The organism is Alcanivorax jadensis T9, assembly GCF_000756655.1.
In the GTDB taxonomy this organism is placed as follows: domain Bacteria; phylum Pseudomonadota; class Gammaproteobacteria; order Pseudomonadales; family Alcanivoracaceae; genus Alcanivorax; species Alcanivorax jadensis.
The window spans coordinates 1-18,770 of sequence record NZ_ARXU01000004.1; the positions used below are offsets into that span (position 1 = coordinate 1).

At 56.2% G+C, this 18,770-nt stretch carries 16 protein-coding genes and 2 pseudogenes; 7 read left to right on the forward strand and 11 right to left on the reverse strand.

Translation table 11 applies throughout. The features are described from left to right. From T9A_RS06850 to T9A_RS06885, 8 genes are all read right to left on the reverse strand, one after another. Window positions 1–963: recombination directionality factor (locus T9A_RS06850; RefSeq protein WP_035246356.1), on the reverse strand; the 963-nt coding region annotated here is incomplete at its 3' end. A gap of 94 nt (window positions 964–1,057) precedes the next feature. After that, window positions 1,058–2,065 carry a YqaJ viral recombinase family nuclease gene (locus tag T9A_RS06855; protein WP_035246358.1) on the reverse strand — a complete coding sequence of 336 codons (1,008 nt, stop codon included), beginning with the start codon at window positions 2,063–2,065 and terminating at the stop codon, window positions 1,058–1,060. Beyond that, window positions 2,062–2,562 (reverse strand): hypothetical protein, encoded by a 501-nt coding sequence (locus tag T9A_RS06860; RefSeq protein WP_232222030.1) that lies wholly within the window; start codon window positions 2,560–2,562, stop codon window positions 2,062–2,064. The genes T9A_RS06855 and T9A_RS06860 overlap by 4 nt, the downstream gene beginning before the upstream one ends. Before the next feature lie 84 nt (window positions 2,563–2,646). Next, window positions 2,647–3,615 (reverse strand): TIGR03299 family phage/plasmid-derived protein, encoded by a 969-nt coding sequence (locus T9A_RS06865; protein WP_035246362.1) that lies wholly within the window; start codon window positions 3,613–3,615, stop codon window positions 2,647–2,649. A gap of 100 nt (window positions 3,616–3,715) precedes the next feature. Further along, complete coding sequence (locus T9A_RS06870) at window positions 3,716–4,210, reverse strand: JAB domain-containing protein (protein WP_035246363.1); 495 nt, start codon at window positions 4,208–4,210, stop codon at window positions 3,716–3,718. 80 nt (window positions 4,211–4,290) lie between these two features. Then, window positions 4,291–4,623, reverse strand: coding sequence for a hypothetical protein (locus T9A_RS17175; RefSeq protein WP_035246364.1), 333 nt, complete (start codon window positions 4,621–4,623; stop codon window positions 4,291–4,293). A 534-nt stretch (window positions 4,624–5,157) separates the two neighbouring features. Then, on the reverse strand, window positions 5,158–6,492 hold the full coding sequence (locus T9A_RS06880) for an ATP-binding protein (RefSeq protein ID WP_197017557.1): 1,335 nt from the start codon (window positions 6,490–6,492) through the stop codon (window positions 5,158–5,160). A 19-nt stretch (window positions 6,493–6,511) separates the two neighbouring features. After that, on the reverse strand, window positions 6,512–7,180 hold the full coding sequence (locus T9A_RS06885; protein ID WP_007151491.1) for a response regulator: 669 nt from the start codon (window positions 7,178–7,180) through the stop codon (window positions 6,512–6,514). A gap of 203 nt (window positions 7,181–7,383) precedes the next feature. Here T9A_RS06885 and T9A_RS06890 point away from each other — a divergent pair, with 203 nt between their 5' ends. From T9A_RS06890 to T9A_RS17045, 6 genes and pseudogenes are all read left to right on the forward strand, one after another. After that, window positions 7,384–7,917 carry a cupredoxin domain-containing protein gene (locus T9A_RS06890; RefSeq protein ID WP_035246366.1) on the forward strand — a complete coding sequence of 178 codons (534 nt, stop codon included), beginning with the start codon at window positions 7,384–7,386 and terminating at the stop codon, window positions 7,915–7,917. An 88-nt stretch (window positions 7,918–8,005) separates the two neighbouring features. Then, the gene (locus tag T9A_RS06895) at window positions 8,006–9,763 is read left to right on the forward strand and encodes a copper resistance system multicopper oxidase (protein WP_007150118.1); all 1,758 of its coding nucleotides are present in this window, start codon (window positions 8,006–8,008) and stop codon (window positions 9,761–9,763) included. Beyond that, window positions 9,760–10,509 carry a copper resistance protein B gene (locus T9A_RS06900; protein WP_035246369.1) on the forward strand — a complete coding sequence of 250 codons (750 nt, stop codon included), beginning with the start codon at window positions 9,760–9,762 and terminating at the stop codon, window positions 10,507–10,509. The genes T9A_RS06895 and T9A_RS06900 overlap by 4 nt, the downstream gene beginning before the upstream one ends. A gap of 129 nt (window positions 10,510–10,638) precedes the next feature. Beyond that, window positions 10,639–11,991: an APC family permease gene (locus T9A_RS06905; RefSeq protein ID WP_081737601.1), complete on the forward strand. Its 1,353-nt coding sequence runs from the start codon at window positions 10,639–10,641 to the stop codon at window positions 11,989–11,991. Window positions 11,992–12,021: 30 nt separating this feature from the next. Then, the gene (locus T9A_RS06910) at window positions 12,022–14,331 is read left to right on the forward strand and encodes a heavy metal translocating P-type ATPase (RefSeq protein WP_007151136.1); all 2,310 of its coding nucleotides are present in this window, start codon (window positions 12,022–12,024) and stop codon (window positions 14,329–14,331) included. A 390-nt stretch (window positions 14,332–14,721) separates the two neighbouring features. After that, window positions 14,722–14,856, forward strand: a pseudogene (locus T9A_RS17045) (Cd(II)/Pb(II)-responsive transcriptional regulator); the annotation flags it as partial. 83 nt (window positions 14,857–14,939) lie between these two features. Here T9A_RS17045 and T9A_RS06920 read toward each other — a convergent pair. From T9A_RS06920 to T9A_RS06935, 3 genes and pseudogenes are all read right to left on the reverse strand, one after another. Continuing rightward, window positions 14,940–16,229 (reverse strand): annotated as a pseudogene (locus T9A_RS06920) (ISL3-like element ISPpu12 family transposase). A gap of 21 nt (window positions 16,230–16,250) precedes the next feature. After that, window positions 16,251–16,763, reverse strand: a complete 513-nt coding sequence (gene lspA / locus T9A_RS06930; protein WP_035246372.1) for a signal peptidase II — start codon at window positions 16,761–16,763, stop codon at window positions 16,251–16,253. Window positions 16,764–16,766: 3 nt separating this feature from the next. Next, window positions 16,767–17,663, reverse strand: a complete 897-nt coding sequence (locus tag T9A_RS06935) for a cation efflux transmembrane domain-containing protein (protein WP_007150338.1) — start codon at window positions 17,661–17,663, stop codon at window positions 16,767–16,769. 95 nt (window positions 17,664–17,758) lie between these two features. Between T9A_RS06935 and cadR the strand changes: the two genes are divergently transcribed. After that, a complete protein-coding gene (gene cadR / locus T9A_RS06940; protein WP_007148576.1) occupies window positions 17,759–18,166 on the forward strand; it encodes a Cd(II)/Pb(II)-responsive transcriptional regulator in 408 nt (135 codons plus the stop codon). Window positions 18,167–18,770: the final 604 nt, after the last annotated feature.

Sequence of the window (18,770 nt, forward strand, 5' to 3'; positions counted from 1 at the left end):
GGCCAGCTTCTGGCTGAGTCCCTGTGCCGACTGCGGTTGAGCATTGCCCGGTGGGGCCGAGCCTTCCGGCACGAACTCCTCCACGACCTGTAACCCTTCCTCCTCCGAGTACTCGAACTGAGTGTTGAGCAGGCCGGCATGGGCCACCTTGTCCAGCTCTGCTTGGTTGATGCCTTGGTTTTCCCTGGCCTTGGCCGTTTCTCTAGCGTAGCTGACGGCGTCCTCCATGGATTGCTCAGCGCGCAGTGTCAGATCCACGTAGTAGATTGGTGCCCGGTGGCTCTGGGTAGTGCTCTTCCCGCGCAGTTTCAATTCCAGGGGCAGGGTGGCTAGGTTGCCGCCAGAGATGGCATGGAAGTAACGCAACCTGGCTGTAAGGGTGCGGATGCTGTTGTAGCCGGTGGTCCGAAACACGAAGCAGCCCAGTTCATCCTCTTCCCCGATCCGCACGTACAGCCGCCCGTAGGGTTTGCACAGATCGTGGGCGCCGAATTCGCATAGGTCGGGTGACGGGCAGGGTAACTGCTCTAGGCCCTGGTCGGTGCGGCGTCGACAGCTCTCACCGTCGCCACTGCACAGCGGGCGGCCACTCTTGCGCTCGAAGAAGGTGTACTCCGCCCGCAGATTCAGGTCCGGATCATTGAAGGGCAGGGTGACGGGAATGTTAAGGTCCGGATCATTGAAAGGCAGGGTGACGGGAATGCTGCGCAGCTTCTTGCCTTGTACTTCCTGACGTAGAGCCTCATCCAGCGGGTGCGGTAGCCAGCGTAGTTTCTTGCCCTGACCCTCCTGGCGCAGAGCCTCATCCAGTGGGTGCGGTAGCCAGCCCTCCCGGGTCTGGATCTGGGTAGTAATGGTGAATTGGTCGTCTTTCTCCGGCAGACGCTTGCCGTTCTTTTCTACCATGCGGCCAATACTGATACGGCCAATCACGGGGGGCGTAATGGCGAGTCCTTTGATCATGGGAATCTCCTGTTATAAAAAGCACAGCCGCCGGGCTGGGCCCGGCGTTTATGCTGTTAGGCGTGGCGTGTTGAGTGGGGGGATGGTTGAACGATCAGGCGTTGGGCTTGACCAGGAACCGGCGACTGCCGGCCCGATGCTTGGGGAATTGCTGCAGTAGCGCGGGCTGAGTCTTGAGCAGGGCGTCAGTATCGAGCACCGTACTGTCCTTGCTGCGTTTCCAGCTCACCTGGCCATCCAGGAAGTAAGCCCGAGCGGCGTCCCCCATGCGTTGCTGGATGCGCTGCTTGAGCCTTGCTTCCCGCTCGGCCAGACGGGCCAGTCGCTCCCGGATATCCAGCATCTCACTGAAATCACCGTTGAGTGCGGTGTCTTCAATGAGATCCAGGGTTTCGCCATCATCACGAGGGTAGAGCGCCCGCAGCGCCTGGTCGGCGGAGTCGGAGCCATCGGCCTCGGGTGGCGTATCGGTTTCCACCAAGTGCCAGAAAGCCCGCTCCAGCTCGATCAGTTGCTTGATGACGGCTTCATCCCGCTCGATGCGATGCACCTGCAACTCCTGCCCGCAGATCAGTACCGCCACGTCCGCTGCCTGCTTGCCGGTGACGGCCAGTTGATGCTGAACCTGGCACTGGATGTACTCCGGTACGCCATCGGCCCAGAGCCGGGCACCATTAAGGCCAGTGGTTTTGCACTCCAGGATCTGCACCTCTGGATTGCCCACTACCGAGTAATCCAGATTGGCCAGCATCCAGGACTTGTCCGCATCCGGGTGCTGGAGTACGGCATTCACTCGCCGCACCTTGTTGCCTGTCGCCTTGGCATAGGCCTCGGCCACCTTGGGTTCAAGAAGATTGCCCCAGTACAGCGGGGTATGGATGTCGTCCGGATCGGGGGCCGGTAATAGCCCATCCCGACCGGTCTTGATCATCCACAGCTCCAGGGGCGACTGATACGGGTTGAGCCCCACTGCCGCAGCGGCATCGCTGGCGCCGATACCTTGTTTGCGGACCTTGAGCCATTGTTCCCGGTTCATGCCCTTGGTGGACACCAGGCGCAGGGCCGGACGGGATGAGGGTTTGATGGCGCGGGGCGTGCTCATGAGTGACCTCCTTCCAGTTGGGCCAGCCGCTCGGTAAAGCGATCATGGAGATTGATCAGCCGATGGGTCTGGGGTGTCTGATCCGACGGGATCTCATGACTACCGCCCTGGCTGAAGAAGGTGACCACCAGATCGGTGATCATCTGCTGGATGTCAGCTTGGGATGGAAAATTGCCGTCATTATCGAGCAGATAGGTACCGAGCTGTTCGCCCAGAATGGACACCACCTCGTACTCGAACACCCCAGGAAACCCTTGCGGGCCGTACCAGTAGGGTTGCACCTGTTTCCAGATATCGGGAATGAAGTCACACAGGGTGCGGATCAGCTCGATACAGCCATTACCCCAGATCTCCAGAAGCCGGGTGCCGCGCTCCTTGTTCAGCATCACCCCTTCATGGAGAAAGGCACCCCAAATGGCGGCCAGATGCGGTGAGAGGGGTGGCGCAGAGAGTCTTGATTCCCGGGTTACAGGACTATCGTGATTGCGTTCTGTCATGGTCAGGCTCCAAACAATAAAAAGCCCAACCGGCACAGAGCGGGTCGGGCTTTAGTCGAGGGAAAAGAGTGAGTCGGGAATCAGTCAGGCCACCAGTTCCAGGGTCTGGCTCAGGGCCCGCTGCTTGATCTGGGCACCCTTGCCGAACCAGGCGGAATCCAGCCGGTTGTCGGTGCTGCGGGCGCGTCGTTCGTGGTCCACGAACTCGGTGACTGCATTGAGCAGTCCGTAGGCCGTGTTCTTGGCAGACGGTAGCTCTGCACCGCGACCGGCGCCCTCATACAACGCCATGGCCTTCTTCATGGCCTGTTCGTTGGGCTTCACCAGCATGTCACCAGAGGCGTAGTTCACATCGGTGAAGACCGAGCGCATGACTTTCTCGGCGGTCTTGCGGGTGATGCGCCGCTCGCTGAGGGCCTTCAGGCGATACATGAAGTCATCCCAGGCGGAGACGGAGATACCCAGCTGTTTCTTGACGGCCTGGGCATCGAAGGTGGTGTTGTGGCGGACCTTCACCGCTTGGCCGGCGCCATTGAGAGCTACCGCCAATGTGTTATTGCACACCACCCGGATGCTGGTGAACTGGGCAGTGGTAGCCAGAGTGCCGTCACAGGCGGTGGCCAGCAGCACATAGCCGTTGGTCTGGTCATTACCTGCCAAGGAGCCTGTTTGCCCGGTGCGGGCAAGGGCCCACAGCTTGCGGCCTCCTTTAAGGACGCCAGCGGTTTCCAGCTCAAAGCCAGAACGCTCGGTGAGATCCCGATAAAACTCCAGGATCTGCCGTGGCTGAACCACCTTGAAGCGGTTGCTCACTACGGACAGAGGTGCCTGATTGTCTGAGCGGAACAGAACCTTCTGATCCGGGAAGGATGAGATCTGCCCGAGAGTCCCGGCCTCGCTACTAATGAAGCGGACAGGAGTCTCACGGATCTCCCAGTCCATGCCGGCTTCGCGCATCCAGACATTGAGGGGTTGTTGGGTGGCGAGCTGGTTACCCAACCCGTGCCAGGGGGTGCGGCCTGCATAGGCCATGCTTTCGACAAGATGTGCCATGGTAAATCTCCAGAAATAGCAATGAGCCCGAAACGGGCGGCTTAACGAATGAGAAGAGGGGGTTGAGTCAGGGGTAGAGCAAAAGCAGAAGAGGAAAAGCTCAGAGCCAGCCACGCTCGGCCAGGCTGACCCACTCGGAACGGGACACGACGAAGTGATCCAGGACCCGCACATCGATCAGGGCCAGAGCGTCCTTGAGCCGAGTAGTGATGGTGCGATCAGCCTGGGAGGGCTCACAGCACCCGGAGGGATGGTTGTGGGCGAAGATCACGGCAGCGGCATTGCAGGCCAGAGCCTGCTGTACCACCACACGGGGATACACCGCCGCGCCGTCAATGGTGCCGCTGAACAAGGGCTCGAAACTGAGCACCTTGTGCTTGCTGTTGAGGAAGATAGCGGCGAAGACTTCGTTCTTCTCCTGGGCCAGGGCCATCTGCAGGAACTGGGCAACATCGGTAGGCGCAGTGAGCGCCTCCCGACCGGTCAGCTCATTCAGCAGGATGGTGGCAGCGGTACTGACAATCTCCTCGGATTTAACGCAGCCCTGTACGTGGTACAGGCCCTGCTCGTTCTTTACGAAAGTGGGAATATCCATAAAAACTCCAAAGCGGCATAAAAAAGCCCGCACAAGGCGGGCTCTGGTATGCAGTGAAAGGGGGAAATGCGAAATACGGGTTAATCGGTGTCGAGTCGAAAGGCGTGGCCGCAATCCAGGCATTGCAGATTGTCGAGAAAGGTTTGGTCTAGCTTGTCACCGAGAGCTGCACCGGCCTCTCCGCCGGCAACACCTCCAATCAGACCGCCAATCACGGCTCCGGCGATGTCGCCGAGCAGAGATCCTCCAGGGCCCGCGACATAGCCCAGTGTCATGCCCACACGGGCACCACTGGTGGCTGCAGCTACCCCACTAGCGGCACCTGCAGCTGTGCCGACAGAGCCGCACACTCTGCGTCCGTTGTGGAGTGCCGCTATCCGGATAGATTGGCAGCTGGGACATTGAATGATCATGAAACCTCCATGCGATGGGTCAGGAAGGTCATTCCTTCCTGGCTTCATGGGGGTGATATGTAGGTGAAAAAATCTGGAATCGAGACGTAGACTAGGTAACAGAAATGAAATTACTAAGTGGGAAGTCAGTTCAGGTGTGTGAATCGCCACCGGTTTGCTAGACACCTTTCAGCCATACAAAATGGTGGCCGCCGTACTGATAATCTCCTCAGGATTAACGTAGCCCTGTACGTGGTACAGGCCCAGCTCGCTCGAATATCCATAGAAACTCCAAAACGGCATGAAAAAGCCCGCACAAGGCGGGCTCTGGCATGCAGTGAAAGGGGGGGGGTATAAAATTCATGATCAAAAGCATCGGTTTGCTGTTTTGGGTTGCAAGTAGAGCAAGTAGTGTTAGTGGGTGTAGATTCAGTATCCTTCAGGGAAAGCTCATTATAGAGCGGTCGAGATTGAACAGGCTGGACGAGACTCCAAATCATCATCCCAACTATTGATGAATTTGACTTGAAGCATAGAGAATGGAGGGTGAAGGTGTCAGTTGTCTGACCGGTCGCCGAATCGATCAGAACCAGGGATTACAACAACTGCAGTAAGGCCTCCTACCTTACTGGACGTGTAATGAACCTGTCCCTGATAACGCTCAACTATTGCGTGGACAATAGCCAGCCCCAATCCATGACCGGGTGTTTGCTCGTCCAGCCTCAATCCTCGCTTGCCCAATTGTGAGTGGGCTGTTTCTGATACGCCCGCTCCGTCGTCGCTGATGATAATTTTTAACTGCTCTTGATCTTCACTCAGCGTGAGCTCCACCCAGCGGGATGACCATTTGCCTGCGTTATCCAGCAAGTTGCCAAGGATTTCGTTCAGATCATGCTCCTCGACAGGCCAGCGATGGTTTTCAGGCAGATCCGTTGACAATTCAAAAGATTTATCGGGGTAGAGGCGGCCAAGCATCCACAGCAGATCCCGGGCCTGTTTGATCGGACATACACTTTGGCCGACCTGTGGACCCGCAAACCGGCTTCGCCGCATTTCGGCCTCAAGCTGAGCATCTATGTCGTCGAGGCGCGCCGCCATTTCCCATCTCAGCTTCTCATCGAGCGGGCGACTGGTGTCTTCCAGGATCTGTCTGACAGCCGCTATGGGGGTTTTCACGCTGTGGGAAAGGTTGGCAAGTGCGTCACGGGAGCGTTCCAGCCGGTCATCCAGTGAATCCAGCAGTCGATTGAGTTGCCGGACGAGGGGCCGGAACTCCTCCGGGCCGTCTGCGTTAATACGGGAGAGCTCGCCTGACTGAAGTTTTTTCAGGTTCATCTGAAGGCCCGCTATTGACCGCAGGGCCAGAGTGATTCCCAGCCATATGCTCCCGATCATCAGAATGACCAGTAAAACCGAGACGACGGCAGTCCAGATATGGAGTTTGGCCTGGCTCCGATGAAGCGCCTCCATATCCTCGGCAACAATGATCACGAAGGGGTTTCCGTCGACCGTGAAGGCACGGCGATACCCAAGCATTTGGGAAGGCGCAGATGGTACCTCAGCATCCCTGGCTCTCACGGCTCCCTCCTGCCCGGAGGTGAGCAACGGCCTCAGAATCGGAGTCCAGGTCTCCGGTGAGATGGACTGCCCAGACGGAGAAGCGATGGCGATGGCGAAGGCGTGGAGGAGCACTTCCTGAAAATAGTCGCCGGTCTGGAGTGTATCAATCTGGCCACCGGATTGGCGGATCTGGTGTTCCAGAAAAGCTACCTCATCTTTCAAGCGGCGTTCTACTAAGTCCATGGTCATCCTCTCCAGCAAGGCCCCATGGATGATCCAAGCCAGTGCCATCAGACCAATACCGGCCGGAAGTAGCAGAATCAGGAGCATCCCCCTGACTGAGCGAGGTCTAGCGGCTATCGGCATCGAACAGGTACCCTTGACCACGTCGGGTCTTGATGGTGTCCGGTCCCACCAGCTTCCTGAGCCGCCGCACATACGCTTCGATCACGTTCTCGCTGGGTATGTCGTCGATGCTGTATAGCTGGTCGAGAAGCTGTTCTTTCGAGAAAACCTGCCCGGGACGACTCATCAGACATCGGAGCAAACGGAACTCCGTACCGGTCAGGCTATGTTCGGTCTCGTCACCGGCCCTTAACGTCTGGCGATTTTCGTCCAGCTCGAACCGGCCCGCTGTCAGGGTATCCATTATTCTGCCTTCGCTTCGCCGGACGATGGCGTGAAGTCGGGCAATCAGCTCTTCGGTCTGGAAAGGCTTCGCGAGGTAATCATCGGCGCCGGCCTTCAAGCCATTGACCTTGTCCTGCCAGTCTCCCCTGGCGGTCAGGATCAACACCGGGAAACTGACCTTATGCGTCCGCCACTGTTTCAGTACGTCCAGGCCGTTGCCGTCGGGCAGGCCCAGGTCAAGAATACCGGCGCGGTAACTTTCCTGCTGCCCGAGGTGCCGGGCTTCCCGCGCTGTACGGGCGGTATCCACGCTGAAACCGGCCTTTTCCAGTTGGGCGCTTAGCCCATTTGTCAGCAGGTAGTCATCTTCCACCAGAAGTAATCTCATTCCTGAACTGCCTTTCTAAATTGAGCATCAGAGTCCGTCAGTGTCGCTGCCCAAGCTGAATTGTGCCAGAACAAAAAATAATTCCGATTTTCAGCCTGGATTCAGGTTGCTGAGCGATGGTAGCAACCGCTTCTGGATATTGCTCAAGTTTTGAGTGAGACAACCCGGCCCTCAGGGCCAAAGCTGTTCAAAGGAGAAGATATATGACCGTATCAAAATTCCTCGTTGCTGCCGCAACTATCTTATTGTCGGCGACCACCTTTGCCGCTGGAATCCATGGTGGAGGACATGATCACGGCGCTGCGAGTGGTGAGCCCGGCAAAGCCTCAGAGGCCAGCCGAACCATAACAGTCGAAATGTACGACAATTACTATGAACCGGGATCAATCATCGTAAGCCCCGGGGAAACGGTGCGGTTCGTGGTGGAGAACAAGGGGAACCTCGTTCACGAGTTCAACATCGGCACACCTGAGATGCATGAGGGGCATCAGGAGGAAATGATGATGATGGTCGAACATGGCGTCATCCAGGGCGGAAAGCTCAACCACGACATGATGGAAATGGACATGGGGAACGGCCAGTCCATGAAACACGACGACCCTAACAGCGTCCTGCTGGAACCGGGCCAGAGGCAGGAAGTTATTTGGAAGTTTTCCGATAACAGCAATATCGAGTTCGCCTGCAACGTGCCGGGTCATTACCAGGCAGGGATGTACGGTGACGTCAAGGTCCAGTAACTGAGTTCACTAATGGGGCGTTGATCCAGTGGGCTTGTAGGTATTTATTTTGAGGGTTCTTAGTGAAGAGCGATTTGGAGCAAAAAGTATGAACAGCCGCTTAGGTTCAGTGTTGTTAAGCCTGCTGATGTCTGCATCGGTCATGGCTGGCGAATATAATCTCACGGTTGATCGGGTCGAAATTGACACCGGCGATTTCGTGAAAGACGGCATCGGTTATAACGGTGCATCTCCCGGGCCGGTGATGCGCTTCAAGGAAGGCGAAAACGTCAAGATCAACGTGACCAACAACCTGGATGAGATGACTTCCATTCACTGGCACGGCCTGATCCTTCCTTTTGATCAGGACGGTGTGCCTGGTATCAGCTTTCCAGGCATCAAGCCGGGTGAAACCTTCACCTACGAATTTCCCATCCAGCAGGCTGGTACTTATTGGTTTCACAGCCACTCCGGTTTTCAGGAGCCGGATGGCGCCTACGGTTCCATCGTTATCGAACCTGAGGGACGTGAACCGTTCCGCTACGATCGCGAATACGTAGTTCAGCTAACCGATAAGCACCCGCACTCCGGTGATCGCATCATGCGTAACCTGAAGATGATGCCGGACTACTACAACCGCGAGCAGCAGACTGTCGGAGAGTTTTTCTCTGACGTGTCCGAGAACGGCCTGATGAACACCGTTCGGGACCGTATGGCCTGGGGTGGCATGCGGATGATGAAAGCGGATGTCGAGGACTTGCAGGGTTTTACAGGGCTGATCAACGGTAAAGGGCCGGATCAGAACTGGACTGGGCTTTTTGAGCCGGGCGAACGCATTCGGCTGCGTTTCATCAACTCCTCGGCGATGACTTACTTTGATATCCGGATCCCCGGTCTGGACATGACCGTTGTGCAGGCTGATGGCAACAACGTTCAGCCGGTTAGTGTGGACGAGTTCCGGATCGGTGTGGCGGAAACCTACGATGTGATCGTCCGCCCGAAAGGTGAGCAGGCCTACACCATCTTCGCCGAATCCATGGGGCGTTCGGGCTATGCCAGAGCGACACTGGCCCCAGAAGAGGGTATGGAAGCGTTCGTGCCGCAACTGCGTGAACCGGCCCGCCTGACTATGGCTGATATGGGCGGTATGTCCGGTATGGACCATGGCGACATGGATATGAATAGCTCAGAAGGGATGTCCGGAATGGATCATTCTTCGATGGAGGGAATGGATCACGCAAACATGAGCAACATGGACCACTCAAATATGAAAGGAATGGATCATTCGGGCACGTCCGGCATGGACCATGGTTCCATGGCGATGGGAAAAGAAGGTCCAAGCGACCCCTTCTATGCGAAGGGAAGTGGCCTCGTCCCCACGGCAGCCAATGGCGGCAAGTTCCTGTCCTACGCTGACCTCAAGGCCCAAGATCCACTGTATGAAGACCGCGAACCGACTCGAGAAATAGAGCTTCGTTTGACCGGCAATATGGAGCGGTACACCTGGAGTATCAATGGCGTTAAGTACGAAGATGCCGATCCGATCCGCCTGAAATATGGTGAGCGGGTCCGCTTCAAGTTTGTCAACGAAACCATGATGACTCACCCCATGCACTTGCACGGTATGTGGTCCATTCTAGATGTTGGCGCAGACCAGTGGAATCCGATCAAACACACGGTCAGTGTGCAGCCCGGCACCACCGTTTACATGGAAACCGAAGTCGACGAGCCAGGCCAATGGGCGTTCCACTGCCACCTCTCTTACCACGCGGCCGCTGGTATGTTCCGTAAGGTGATTGTTGAAGGTGGGCCAGAGTCGACGCAGGCCAAAACAGACGCGGCTGCTGAAGAAGGAGGTGAGGCATGAGTTGTATTCGATCACTTGTTGCGGTCAGTTTCTTTGCCTCTATCGGATTCTCAACGGCGGTGACAGCTCAGGAAATGATCTCCGACACCACCGCTCGTAAACAGCCGCTCACAACCTGGGGTGTTCAATTCGAGGAGTTTGAATACCGCTACAGCGACGATGACGAGGAACTGGGCGTCTGGAATGCGGATGCTTTCTATGGCACCGACGAGTTCAAAGTCCGGTTGCTCACAACCGGGGAGTACGAGATAGAGGAGCAGGCCTACGAAACACTGGAAAACCAGCTGGTCGGCCAGATCCCCATCTCCAAGTTCTTCGACGCCAAAGCGGGCGTACGTTTCGATACGCCCGAGGGGCCGGACCGTACATATGCCGTTCTCGGTGTAGCCGGGCTGGCTCCCCAATGGTTTGAGATCGATGCAAACCTGTATGTCAGTAAGGATGGCGATACGTCAGCCGAACTGGATGCAGAGTACGAGCTGCTTCTCACCAACTACTGGATTCTGGCGGCAACGCTGGATGCCACGGTTGCGTTTAGCGAGGACCGGGAAATTGGCGTTGGTAAAGGACTGGTTTCTACCGAAACCGGACTCAGGTTGAGCTATGATCTGATCAACCGTGCGCTCTCGCCTTATGTGGGCGTGGTGCATGAGCGCAAATACGGCGATAGTGCCGACTTTGCCGAAGCGGACGGCGGCAGTACAGCAGATTGGTTTGCTGTGATTGGAGCGCGCATCGCACTCTGATCAGGTACTTAGGGGCTAAAGATATTTCTTTGGCCCGTTTTTCTCGACATTGATGCAAGTGAGATCTACCCAAGCCAGCATTGGCTATTTATTGAGTATCAAACGCCGTTCAAAACAACAGGAGGTTGTATGAGCAGCACGCACGACAGAACCACGCGCTATCAGAAAGGCAGTCTTACACTTCCGGGAACTGTTATGCTGGGCACCGGTGTCATGATTGGCGCCGGTATCTTCGCCCTTACCGGGCAGATGGCGCAGATGACTGGCGTTCTTTTCCCGTTGGCGTTTCTGGCCGCGGCGGTAATCGTAAGCTTCAGTGCCTATTCCTACATCAAAATTTCCAATGCCTACCCGTCAGCCGGGGGCATAGGCATGTACCTGCACAAAGCCTATGGCAATCGGTTACCGACGGCTTTCAATGCTTTGCTGATGTATTTCTCGATGGTGATTGCCCAGAGCTTTCTTGCGCGAACCTTCGGTTCTTACACCATGCAACTGTTCGATGGCGATGAAAGTGGCCGCATGGTGCCCATTCTTGGCGTCTCACTAATTCTGGCCGCGTTTCTGATCAATCTGTTGGGCAACCGAATGATTCAGGGCGTGGCTTCCTTTATAGGTATCCTGAAGATCGGAGGCATTCTGGTTTTCGGGCTGGTGGGTATCTGGATTGCCGACAGTGTTTCTGTTGATTTCTCTAGCCCCGGTGAGGCTGGAACCTTTGGCAATTTCCTGGGGGCAACGGCCCTTGGCATTCTGGCCTTCAAAGGTTTTACCACCATCACCAACAGCGGCTCGGAAGTCATAGACCCCAAGAGAAACGTGGGGCGAGCGATTATTATTTCCATCGCAGCCTGCGTGGTGATCTACACCCTGGTCGGTTTCGCCGTTGCCAGTAACCTGTCCCTGGCGGAAATCATCAAAACGCAGGACTACTCTCTGGCGGCCGCTGCGCGTCCCGCATTGGGCGACTACGGCGTCTGGTTTACCGTCGCCATTGCGATGATGGCCACCGCCGGTGGCATTCTGGCCAGTATTTTCGCCGTCTCACGCATGTTGGCCATGCTGACTGAAATGAAGCTGGTCCCCCACAGTCATTTCGGCATGCCCGGTAGCATCCAGAAGCACACGCTGGTTTATACCGTGGTGCTTGGGCTTATCCTCACGGCCTTCTTCGACCTGTCCCGAATTGCAGCGCTGGGCATCATTTTTTACCTGATCATGGACATTGCTATCCATTGGGGCGTTCTGCGCTATTTACGGGAGGATGTGAAGGCCAATGTGTGGGTGCCCACGGTGGCAATTGTTCTGGATTTGCTCGCTCTTGGTGGCTTCGTTTGGGTCAAACTGAATACTGACCTGTTTGTTATTGGCGTGGCGGTTGTCACCATGATTGTTATCGCAGTGGCCGAGCAACTGTTCCTGAAAAAGGCCACAGAAGCCGAAGAAGCGGGACACAAAGAATCTCATGCTCATCATCACTAATCACCAGAACTCGATAGGGAGGGATCGGCCATGACGGCTGAGCACACGGTCAAAGATCCTGTTTGCGGCATGTCGGTGAATCCACACTCGGCGGAACATCGCAGCGAGCATGGCGGGAAAACCTGGTATTTCTGTTCTTCGGGGTGCAAATCGAAGTTTGACGGCGACCCGGGACACTACCTCAGTGGAGAACAGAAACAGGACGAACCCGTGGCTCCGGGCACCATGTACACCTGCCCGATGCATCCGGAAATTCGCCAGCAGGGCCCCGGAGATTGCCCTATCTGTGGTATGGCCCTGGAGCCCGAGCAGGTAAGTCTGGATGACGGGCCCTCGGCAGAGCTCAAAGACATGACCCGTCGATTTTGGATTGGCCTGGTGCTGGCCCTGCCGGTATTGGTGCTGGAAATGGGCGGACATCTCACCGGCCTTGACCAGATCGTTGCCCCACAAATGTCCAACTGGATTCAACTGGTGTTGGCGACGCCAGTAGTGGCCTGGTGTGGCTGGCCTTTCTTTGTCAGAGGCTGGAAGTCCGTCGTCAGCCGCAATCTGAACATGTTCACGCTCATTGCCATTGGTACTGGCGTGGCGCTGATCTACAGCCTGGTGGCGACACTGGCGCCCCAGATTTTCCCCGACGCCTTTCGGCAGGAAGACGGTTCTGTCGCCGTCTACTTCGAGGCGGCTGCGGTCATCGTGGTGCTGGTTCTGTTAGGCCAGGTGCTTGAACTGCGGGCCCGGGAGAAAACCTCGGGCGCGATCAAGGCGCTGCTGGATCTGGCACCGGCGACGGCCCGAAAGCTGGATGACCAGGGCGACGAGTCCGATGTGTCGCTGGATCAGGTCAAGGTGGGTGATCGCCTGCGAGTGCGCCCGGGGGACAAGGTGCCGCTGGACGGTGAGTTACTTGAAGGCAGCTCCAACGTGGATGAGTCCATGGTGACCGGTGAGCCTCTTGCAGTCAGCAAAAAGTCTGGCGACCAAGTGATTGGCGGCAGTATTAACCAACAGGGCAGCTTTATCATGCGGGCCGACAAGGTTGGCCGGGACACCATGCTTTCCCAAATCGTGCAGATGGTGGCCAGCGCCCAACGCAGCCGCGCACCGATCCAGGGGCTTGCCGATAAGGTGGCGAGCTGGTTTGTGCCCACCGTGATCCTAATTGCCATTGTTGCCTTTATAGCCTGGTCATTCCTTGGGCCGACACCGCCCATGGCGTTCGGGCTGATTGCGGCGGTCAGTGTTCTGATCATTGCCTGCCCTTGCGCACTGGGTCTGGCAACGCCGATGTCGATCATGGTAGGTGTTGGCCGCGGCGCCCAAAGTGGTGTGCTGATCCGCGATGCGGAAGCCCTTGAACGCATGGAAAAGGTAGATACGGTGGTAGTGGATAAGACCGGCACGTTGACAGAGGGGCAGCCACAAATCACCCGAATTGTTACAGCGAATGGGTACGATGACGATGCTTTGATGCGTTTTGCGGGCGGACTCGAGAAAGGCAGTGAGCATCCACTGGCCCACGCCATTCTGGACAAAGCCAAGGGCATGGAGCTGAAGCTGCCGGATGCGGAAGACTTCGATTCTCCCAACGGTAAAGGGGTAACAGGAAAAATCGACGGCAAGCGGGTGCTGCTTGGTAATCGTCTTCTCATGGAGTCGGAGAATGTCGACACCACTAGATTTGACAGCGATGCCGACGAGCATCGCAAAGATGGTGCTACCGTGATTTTTGCCGCCGTCGATGGAAAAATCGCTGGGCTGTTGGCCATCTCCGATCCCATCAAGAGAACGACCCACGCTGCTATTGTCGCGCTGCAAAAAGACGGCATTCGAGTGGTCATGCTGACTGGCGATAACTACACCTCGGCCGAGGCGGTTGCTCGCAAATTGCATATCGATGAAGTGGAAGCGGAGGTACTGCCGGAAGATAAGGGCAAGATCGTCCAGCGTCTGAAAGATGAAGGGGGTGTTGTCGTGATGGCGGGTGATGGCGTTAACGACGCGCCTGCATTGGCAACGGCGGACGTGGGGGTGGCCATGGGCACCGGCACAGATGTGGCCATCGAAAGCGCGGGCATTACGCTGCTGCGCGGCGACTTGATGGGTATTGTAGAAGCGCGTCGTCTGTCGCTGGCGACCATGCGCAATATCCGACAGAACCTGTTCTTTGCTTTTGTGTACAACTCCGCGGGCGTTCCGATTGCGGCGGGGGTTTTGTACCCGTTCTTCGGGATACTGCTTTCACCGATCTTCGCGGCTGCTGCAATGTCGCTGTCGTCTTTCAGCGTGATTGTGAATGCATTGCGCCTGCGAGTTATCAAGCTTGGCCCTAAGTAATAATCGCTGGTGCCGTACACTATTGATCGAACCATAGAAGATGCTGATTTTGAGGCGGTTGACAAACGAGCGCGTCAGTCTCTCACGGATAACTGCTTCGGGGTGCTGATCGAAATCGACGTCAAAACCACGATGAAGGAGAAGCTGGGCACGGAAATACCTGCCTACCGGATCTTTGGGCATGCAATCCTAGGCCATCGGCGTGGAGCCTCGAGTAGGGGCTATTTTGCCATAGCTGGCGCCTTAAGCGACTTCATCCGTGATCTGTTGACCGTGATCAAGTTCCACGGGGTTTGCTCAGCCCGTTCAACTTTAATCCAACTCATTGTGATTAACTCTCTAGGTGTGTAAAGCCAACAGGTTGCTTATAACAGGAAGTCTGCTGATGCGCGGTCGCAGATAACGGCTTTGCAAGCGCTTGAGAAGCAACTCGTTTCCCTGAGAGCGAGGTGCAACGATGGCCGTGAAGTTGATGCTTGCGGGGTTCTTGCAGGCATCAGCGAAGGCATCGTACAACCGCAATAGATCAAAGTGTCGATTTTATAGTTCTGGGTATACGGATTTAATGGTTGATGGGGCACCTTCACCCCATCAATCTGATACCACCCTCAGATGGTTGATAGATCGACTCCGTAGTTGAGTTCCTCTGCGAAGTCCGGCAGTCCGTAACCGATGGTTTTCTTGTAGAAAGGAGAGACCTTCGCAGTCGGTGCCTTCTTCTTGTGCTTCGTGGTGTAGAGCATTCGTGCCCGCATCACCTCGAAGGAGTAACCGCGCCCTTCACGGTTCTTGTCCTTGGCCAGTCGGTTGATGGACTCCGTGTAAGCGTTGGTGACGGGCATGTCCGTCTCGAAGTAGGTCATGGTCTCTTCGCGCCAGTTTCCCACTGCCCTGACCAGATCGCTCCAGACTTCCTTTTGGCCCTTCGGGATGGTGGCTATCCACTCGTCCAGGGCGGCTTCTGCCTGGAGCCGTGTGGTGGCGTCCCAGATGCCGTAGAAGCGCTCCTTGTGCTCGTAGGCGGCCAGCAGTTGCGGGAACGCGCCTGTCCAGGTCTCCATGATGAGGCGCTCCCGGTCTGAGACTTCGTGAGCGCGTTTCAGCAGGATTTTCCGGTCTCCCTTGAGAGTCCGGCTCTGGGACGGTTTCAGCTCCTTTCTGAGGCCCTTGCGCACTCTCTCTAGGGCATCGTTGGCCATGCGCACCACATGGAACTTATCGACCACGATACGGGCCTGGGGCAGCACAGCCTTGACCGCTGCCCGGTAGGGGTTCCACATGTCCATGCTGACGATCTCGACCTTCTGCCGGTCTTTCAGCTTCATCAGGTAGTTGGTCACCACGTCCTGGCGGCGGGTGGCCAGCAGGTCGAGCAGGGTTCGCTCCTCAATGTTGGTCAGAATGCAGCGGTAGCGCTTGTTCAGGTATAGCTCGTCAATGCCCAGGATGCGGGGCGTCTCGAAGCGGTGCCAGCGCCCCAGGAACTCGGCGCGGGCGTTGAAGATGTCGCGCACCGTCTTCTCGTCCAGGCCGGTCTGTGCCGCCACAAAGGTTTAGGGGTGGTTGAAGGATTCCTTCTCCACGTACTCATGCAGCCGCAGTGTCATACGGAATCCGTCCACCATCTCCGGTAGCTGGGGCCTGAATGTTGTCTTGCAGGCCCGGCAGGTGTATCGGCGGCGGACCACCCAGAGAGTGACCCGCTTGCCGTGGATGGGCAGATCACGATAGGGAACGTCACGCTTGCCGAACCGTACGAACTCACCCTGCACGCCGCATTCCTCGCAGGCGATGGGATCGGGCACGTCCACCTGGAAGTGCATTTCGTCGTCGGTTGATTTGCAGCCCAGTACTTGGTATTGCGGCAGGTGAAGGATGTTGTCGGGAAGTTCGGTCATGGTGTTGTATAGGCGTAGGTGTCAGTCAGATCCATCCGACTCGGCATTGGTGTTTGCTTTTTTACCCAACAAGCTGCTGGAAACGAAAAGTAAGGCACCGAGGACAATTGCAATATCAGCCAGGTTGAAGGCCGGCCAATGCCAGTCTCGCCAATAGAAATCAAAGGAATCCACAACATAGCCGCGAAAGATCCGGTCAATCAGATTGCCCATGGCGCCACCGAGGATAAGACTGTAAGCGATGGCGTCTCCATTATGACCTTTTTCACGAATCAGCTTGATCAGCACGACCGAGACCACTACCGCGATTCCGATAAAAAAATAGCGCTGCCAGCCCCCAGCATTTGCGAACAGACTGAATGCGGCACCGGTGTTCCATACGTGCACCCAGTTAAAGAACGGGGTCACCGCGATCGACTCGCCATAAGCCATTGTTTGTTGAACCAGCCATTTTACAGTTTGGTCCGATGCTGCTATCAGGCCGGATATGGAAAACAGGACATACGGCGAGAGATTGTTGCCAATAAAGGGCATGCTTTAACCCTTGAGCGCCAGAATGCGCCTGGCACCGTTAAGCACGACGAGCCCCGCGATGCTACCGATAACCAGATCCGGATAATTGGAGCCGGTCCACGCGACCAGAACGCCGGCGGTAATGACCCCCAGGTTGATCACCACGTCGTTGGCCGAGAATATCCAGCTTGCCTTCATGTGCGCTCCGCCCTCCCGGTGTTTGGCTATCAGCAGCAGACAACTGGTATTGGCAATCAACGCGACGAATGCGATAGCCATCATCACCAGCGATTCAGGCTCACTACCGAATACAAAGCGTCTCACCACCTCTACGAGCACGCCCACAGCCAAGATCAGTTGCAGTACACCAGCAAGATGCGCGGCACGTACCTGCATTTTCACGCTATGTCCAACCGCATAAAGGGCAAGCCCGTACACCGCCGCATCGGCAAAATTGTCCAGGGATTCTCCAATCAGGCCGGTGGACTGGGCGATCAGACCGGCAGTCATTTCCACCACGAACAGAAGTGCATTGATGCCGAGCAACCAGCGCAGGGTCCCGGATTCTTGCTTAGCAGAAGCTGCCGAAAACTCGGCGGCCTTGATGGTCTCCGGATTTGCAGCGACGGTTTCCTGAAGCGAGGCGCCTAGCCCCAAGGTCTTCAGTTTCGAGGTGACGGGCTCGACCTCGCCGTCATGCACGACCTTCAGCCGGCGGTTCGACAAGTCGAAGGACAGCGCCCGAATCTCCTCAAAGCCGTTCAGGGCTAGGCGAATCATTCGTTCTTCTGATGGACAGTCCATCTTCGGCACGGCATAAACACTGACCCATCTCCCTGGCGCCTCGGAGGAGGCCTGTATATCGGTATCCGCTGCGGACGTTGCATCACCGCCACAGGCGCCACCACAGGATTTGCTCATGATACGACTCCACTTGAACAATGTTGTGGTACCATTTAAAACTATAAAGCTACTATAAGGTCAATAGAGTAAAGAATCCGTTGGGGAGGAGGCTGATGCGCATTGGTCAGTTGGCGCAGTTGGTAGGGGTCGAAACACAGACGATCCGCTTCTATGAACAGCAGGGCTTGTTGCCGCCGCCTGATCGGCAGGACAACGGTTACCGTGTCTATACCGAGAAGCATGGTGAGGGGCTGGCCTTCATCCGTCGCTGCAGAATCCTGGGCCTGTCACTGGCTGAGATTCACGAACTACAGAGCTATCAGGACGACCCTCATCAGCCTTGTACCGCCGTCAACACCTTGCTCGATGATCACATCTCTCATGTGCGGTCGCAGATAACCGCTCTGCAAGCGCTTGAGAAACAACTCGTTTCACTGAGAGCGAGTTGCAACGATGACCGGGAAGTTGAGGCGTGTGGGGTTCTTGCTGGAATTAGCGAAGGAAACATGCACCAGCAGTAGGTGAAGCATCAACCAGATAATCCGATGAGATGCCGGTCTGTCTCACTCTCATGCAAAGGTAAGATCAACCATTTAATCCGCTTACCCATAGTTCTTAACCACGCCGCCACCTGTCGACATAAGCCTCGGTACCCAGCATGCCAACAGGCGCCTGGAATGGCATCGAGAGACACTTTCACGCTTCATCAAGTAATGCTATTGAAGGCTGTGGCGTAGCAGAAGAGCATGCCAGAGGGAGCAGAGCTGGCGATCAATAGTTACATAGCTCAATATTAAACGTTGACATGGGGGCTACCCCAAGGTTTATGTTGTTAATAGCACATTGCTTCGGACTATGCTGACACCATATGTTTATTGCTCGGTTTTTCATTAGTTGCCTATTTCTGCTTAGCATCTCCTTGCAGGGGATGGCAGCGGTGCAATTGGCGCAGCCTTGCCCCATGGAACAAACCATGATGCAGGCAGACATGGATGACCGTTGCAGCATGATGTCCGCCATGCCACAAAACGATTGTTGTCTGGATGGTGAATCCAACACGCACAGCGGCCCGGTTTGCAAGCCTGGCCAGGAGTGCCATGCTGGGCAGCTCTCGATCATGAATAC

What these genes read in the sequence shown, in the direction of transcription:
- T9A_RS06910 (WP_007151136.1), top strand. Translation starts at nt 12,022, where the DNA reads ATGACGGCTGAGCACACGGTCAAAGATCCTGTTTGCGGCATGTCGGTG.
- lspA (WP_035246372.1), bottom strand. Translation starts at nt 16,763, where the DNA reads ATGCCCTTTATTGGCAACAATCTCTCGCCGTATGTCCTGTTTTCCATA.
- T9A_RS17175 (WP_035246364.1), bottom strand. Translation starts at nt 4,623, where the DNA reads ATGATCATTCAATGTCCCAGCTGCCAATCTATCCGGATAGCGGCACTC.
- T9A_RS06935 (WP_007150338.1), bottom strand. Translation starts at nt 17,663, where the DNA reads ATGAGCAAATCCTGTGGTGGCGCCTGTGGCGGTGATGCAACGTCCGCA.
- T9A_RS06885 (WP_007151491.1), bottom strand. Translation starts at nt 7,180, where the DNA reads ATGAGATTACTTCTGGTGGAAGATGACTACCTGCTGACAAATGGGCTA.
- T9A_RS06900 (WP_035246369.1), top strand. Translation starts at nt 9,760, where the DNA reads ATGAGTTGTATTCGATCACTTGTTGCGGTCAGTTTCTTTGCCTCTATC.
- T9A_RS06865 (WP_035246362.1), bottom strand. Translation starts at nt 3,615, where the DNA reads ATGGCACATCTTGTCGAAAGCATGGCCTATGCAGGCCGCACCCCCTGG.
- T9A_RS06905 (WP_081737601.1), top strand. Translation starts at nt 10,639, where the DNA reads ATGAGCAGCACGCACGACAGAACCACGCGCTATCAGAAAGGCAGTCTT.
- T9A_RS06880 (WP_197017557.1), bottom strand. Translation starts at nt 6,492, where the DNA reads ATGCTCCTGATTCTGCTACTTCCGGCCGGTATTGGTCTGATGGCACTG.
- T9A_RS06870 (WP_035246363.1), bottom strand. Translation starts at nt 4,210, where the DNA reads ATGGATATTCCCACTTTCGTAAAGAACGAGCAGGGCCTGTACCACGTA.
- T9A_RS06895 (WP_007150118.1), top strand. Translation starts at nt 8,006, where the DNA reads ATGAACAGCCGCTTAGGTTCAGTGTTGTTAAGCCTGCTGATGTCTGCA.
- cadR (WP_007148576.1), top strand. Translation starts at nt 17,759, where the DNA reads ATGCGCATTGGTCAGTTGGCGCAGTTGGTAGGGGTCGAAACACAGACG.
- T9A_RS06860 (WP_232222030.1), bottom strand. Translation starts at nt 2,562, where the DNA reads ATGACAGAACGCAATCACGATAGTCCTGTAACCCGGGAATCAAGACTC.
- T9A_RS06855 (WP_035246358.1), bottom strand. Translation starts at nt 2,065, where the DNA reads ATGAGCACGCCCCGCGCCATCAAACCCTCATCCCGTCCGGCCCTGCGC.
- T9A_RS06890 (WP_035246366.1), top strand. Translation starts at nt 7,384, where the DNA reads ATGACCGTATCAAAATTCCTCGTTGCTGCCGCAACTATCTTATTGTCG.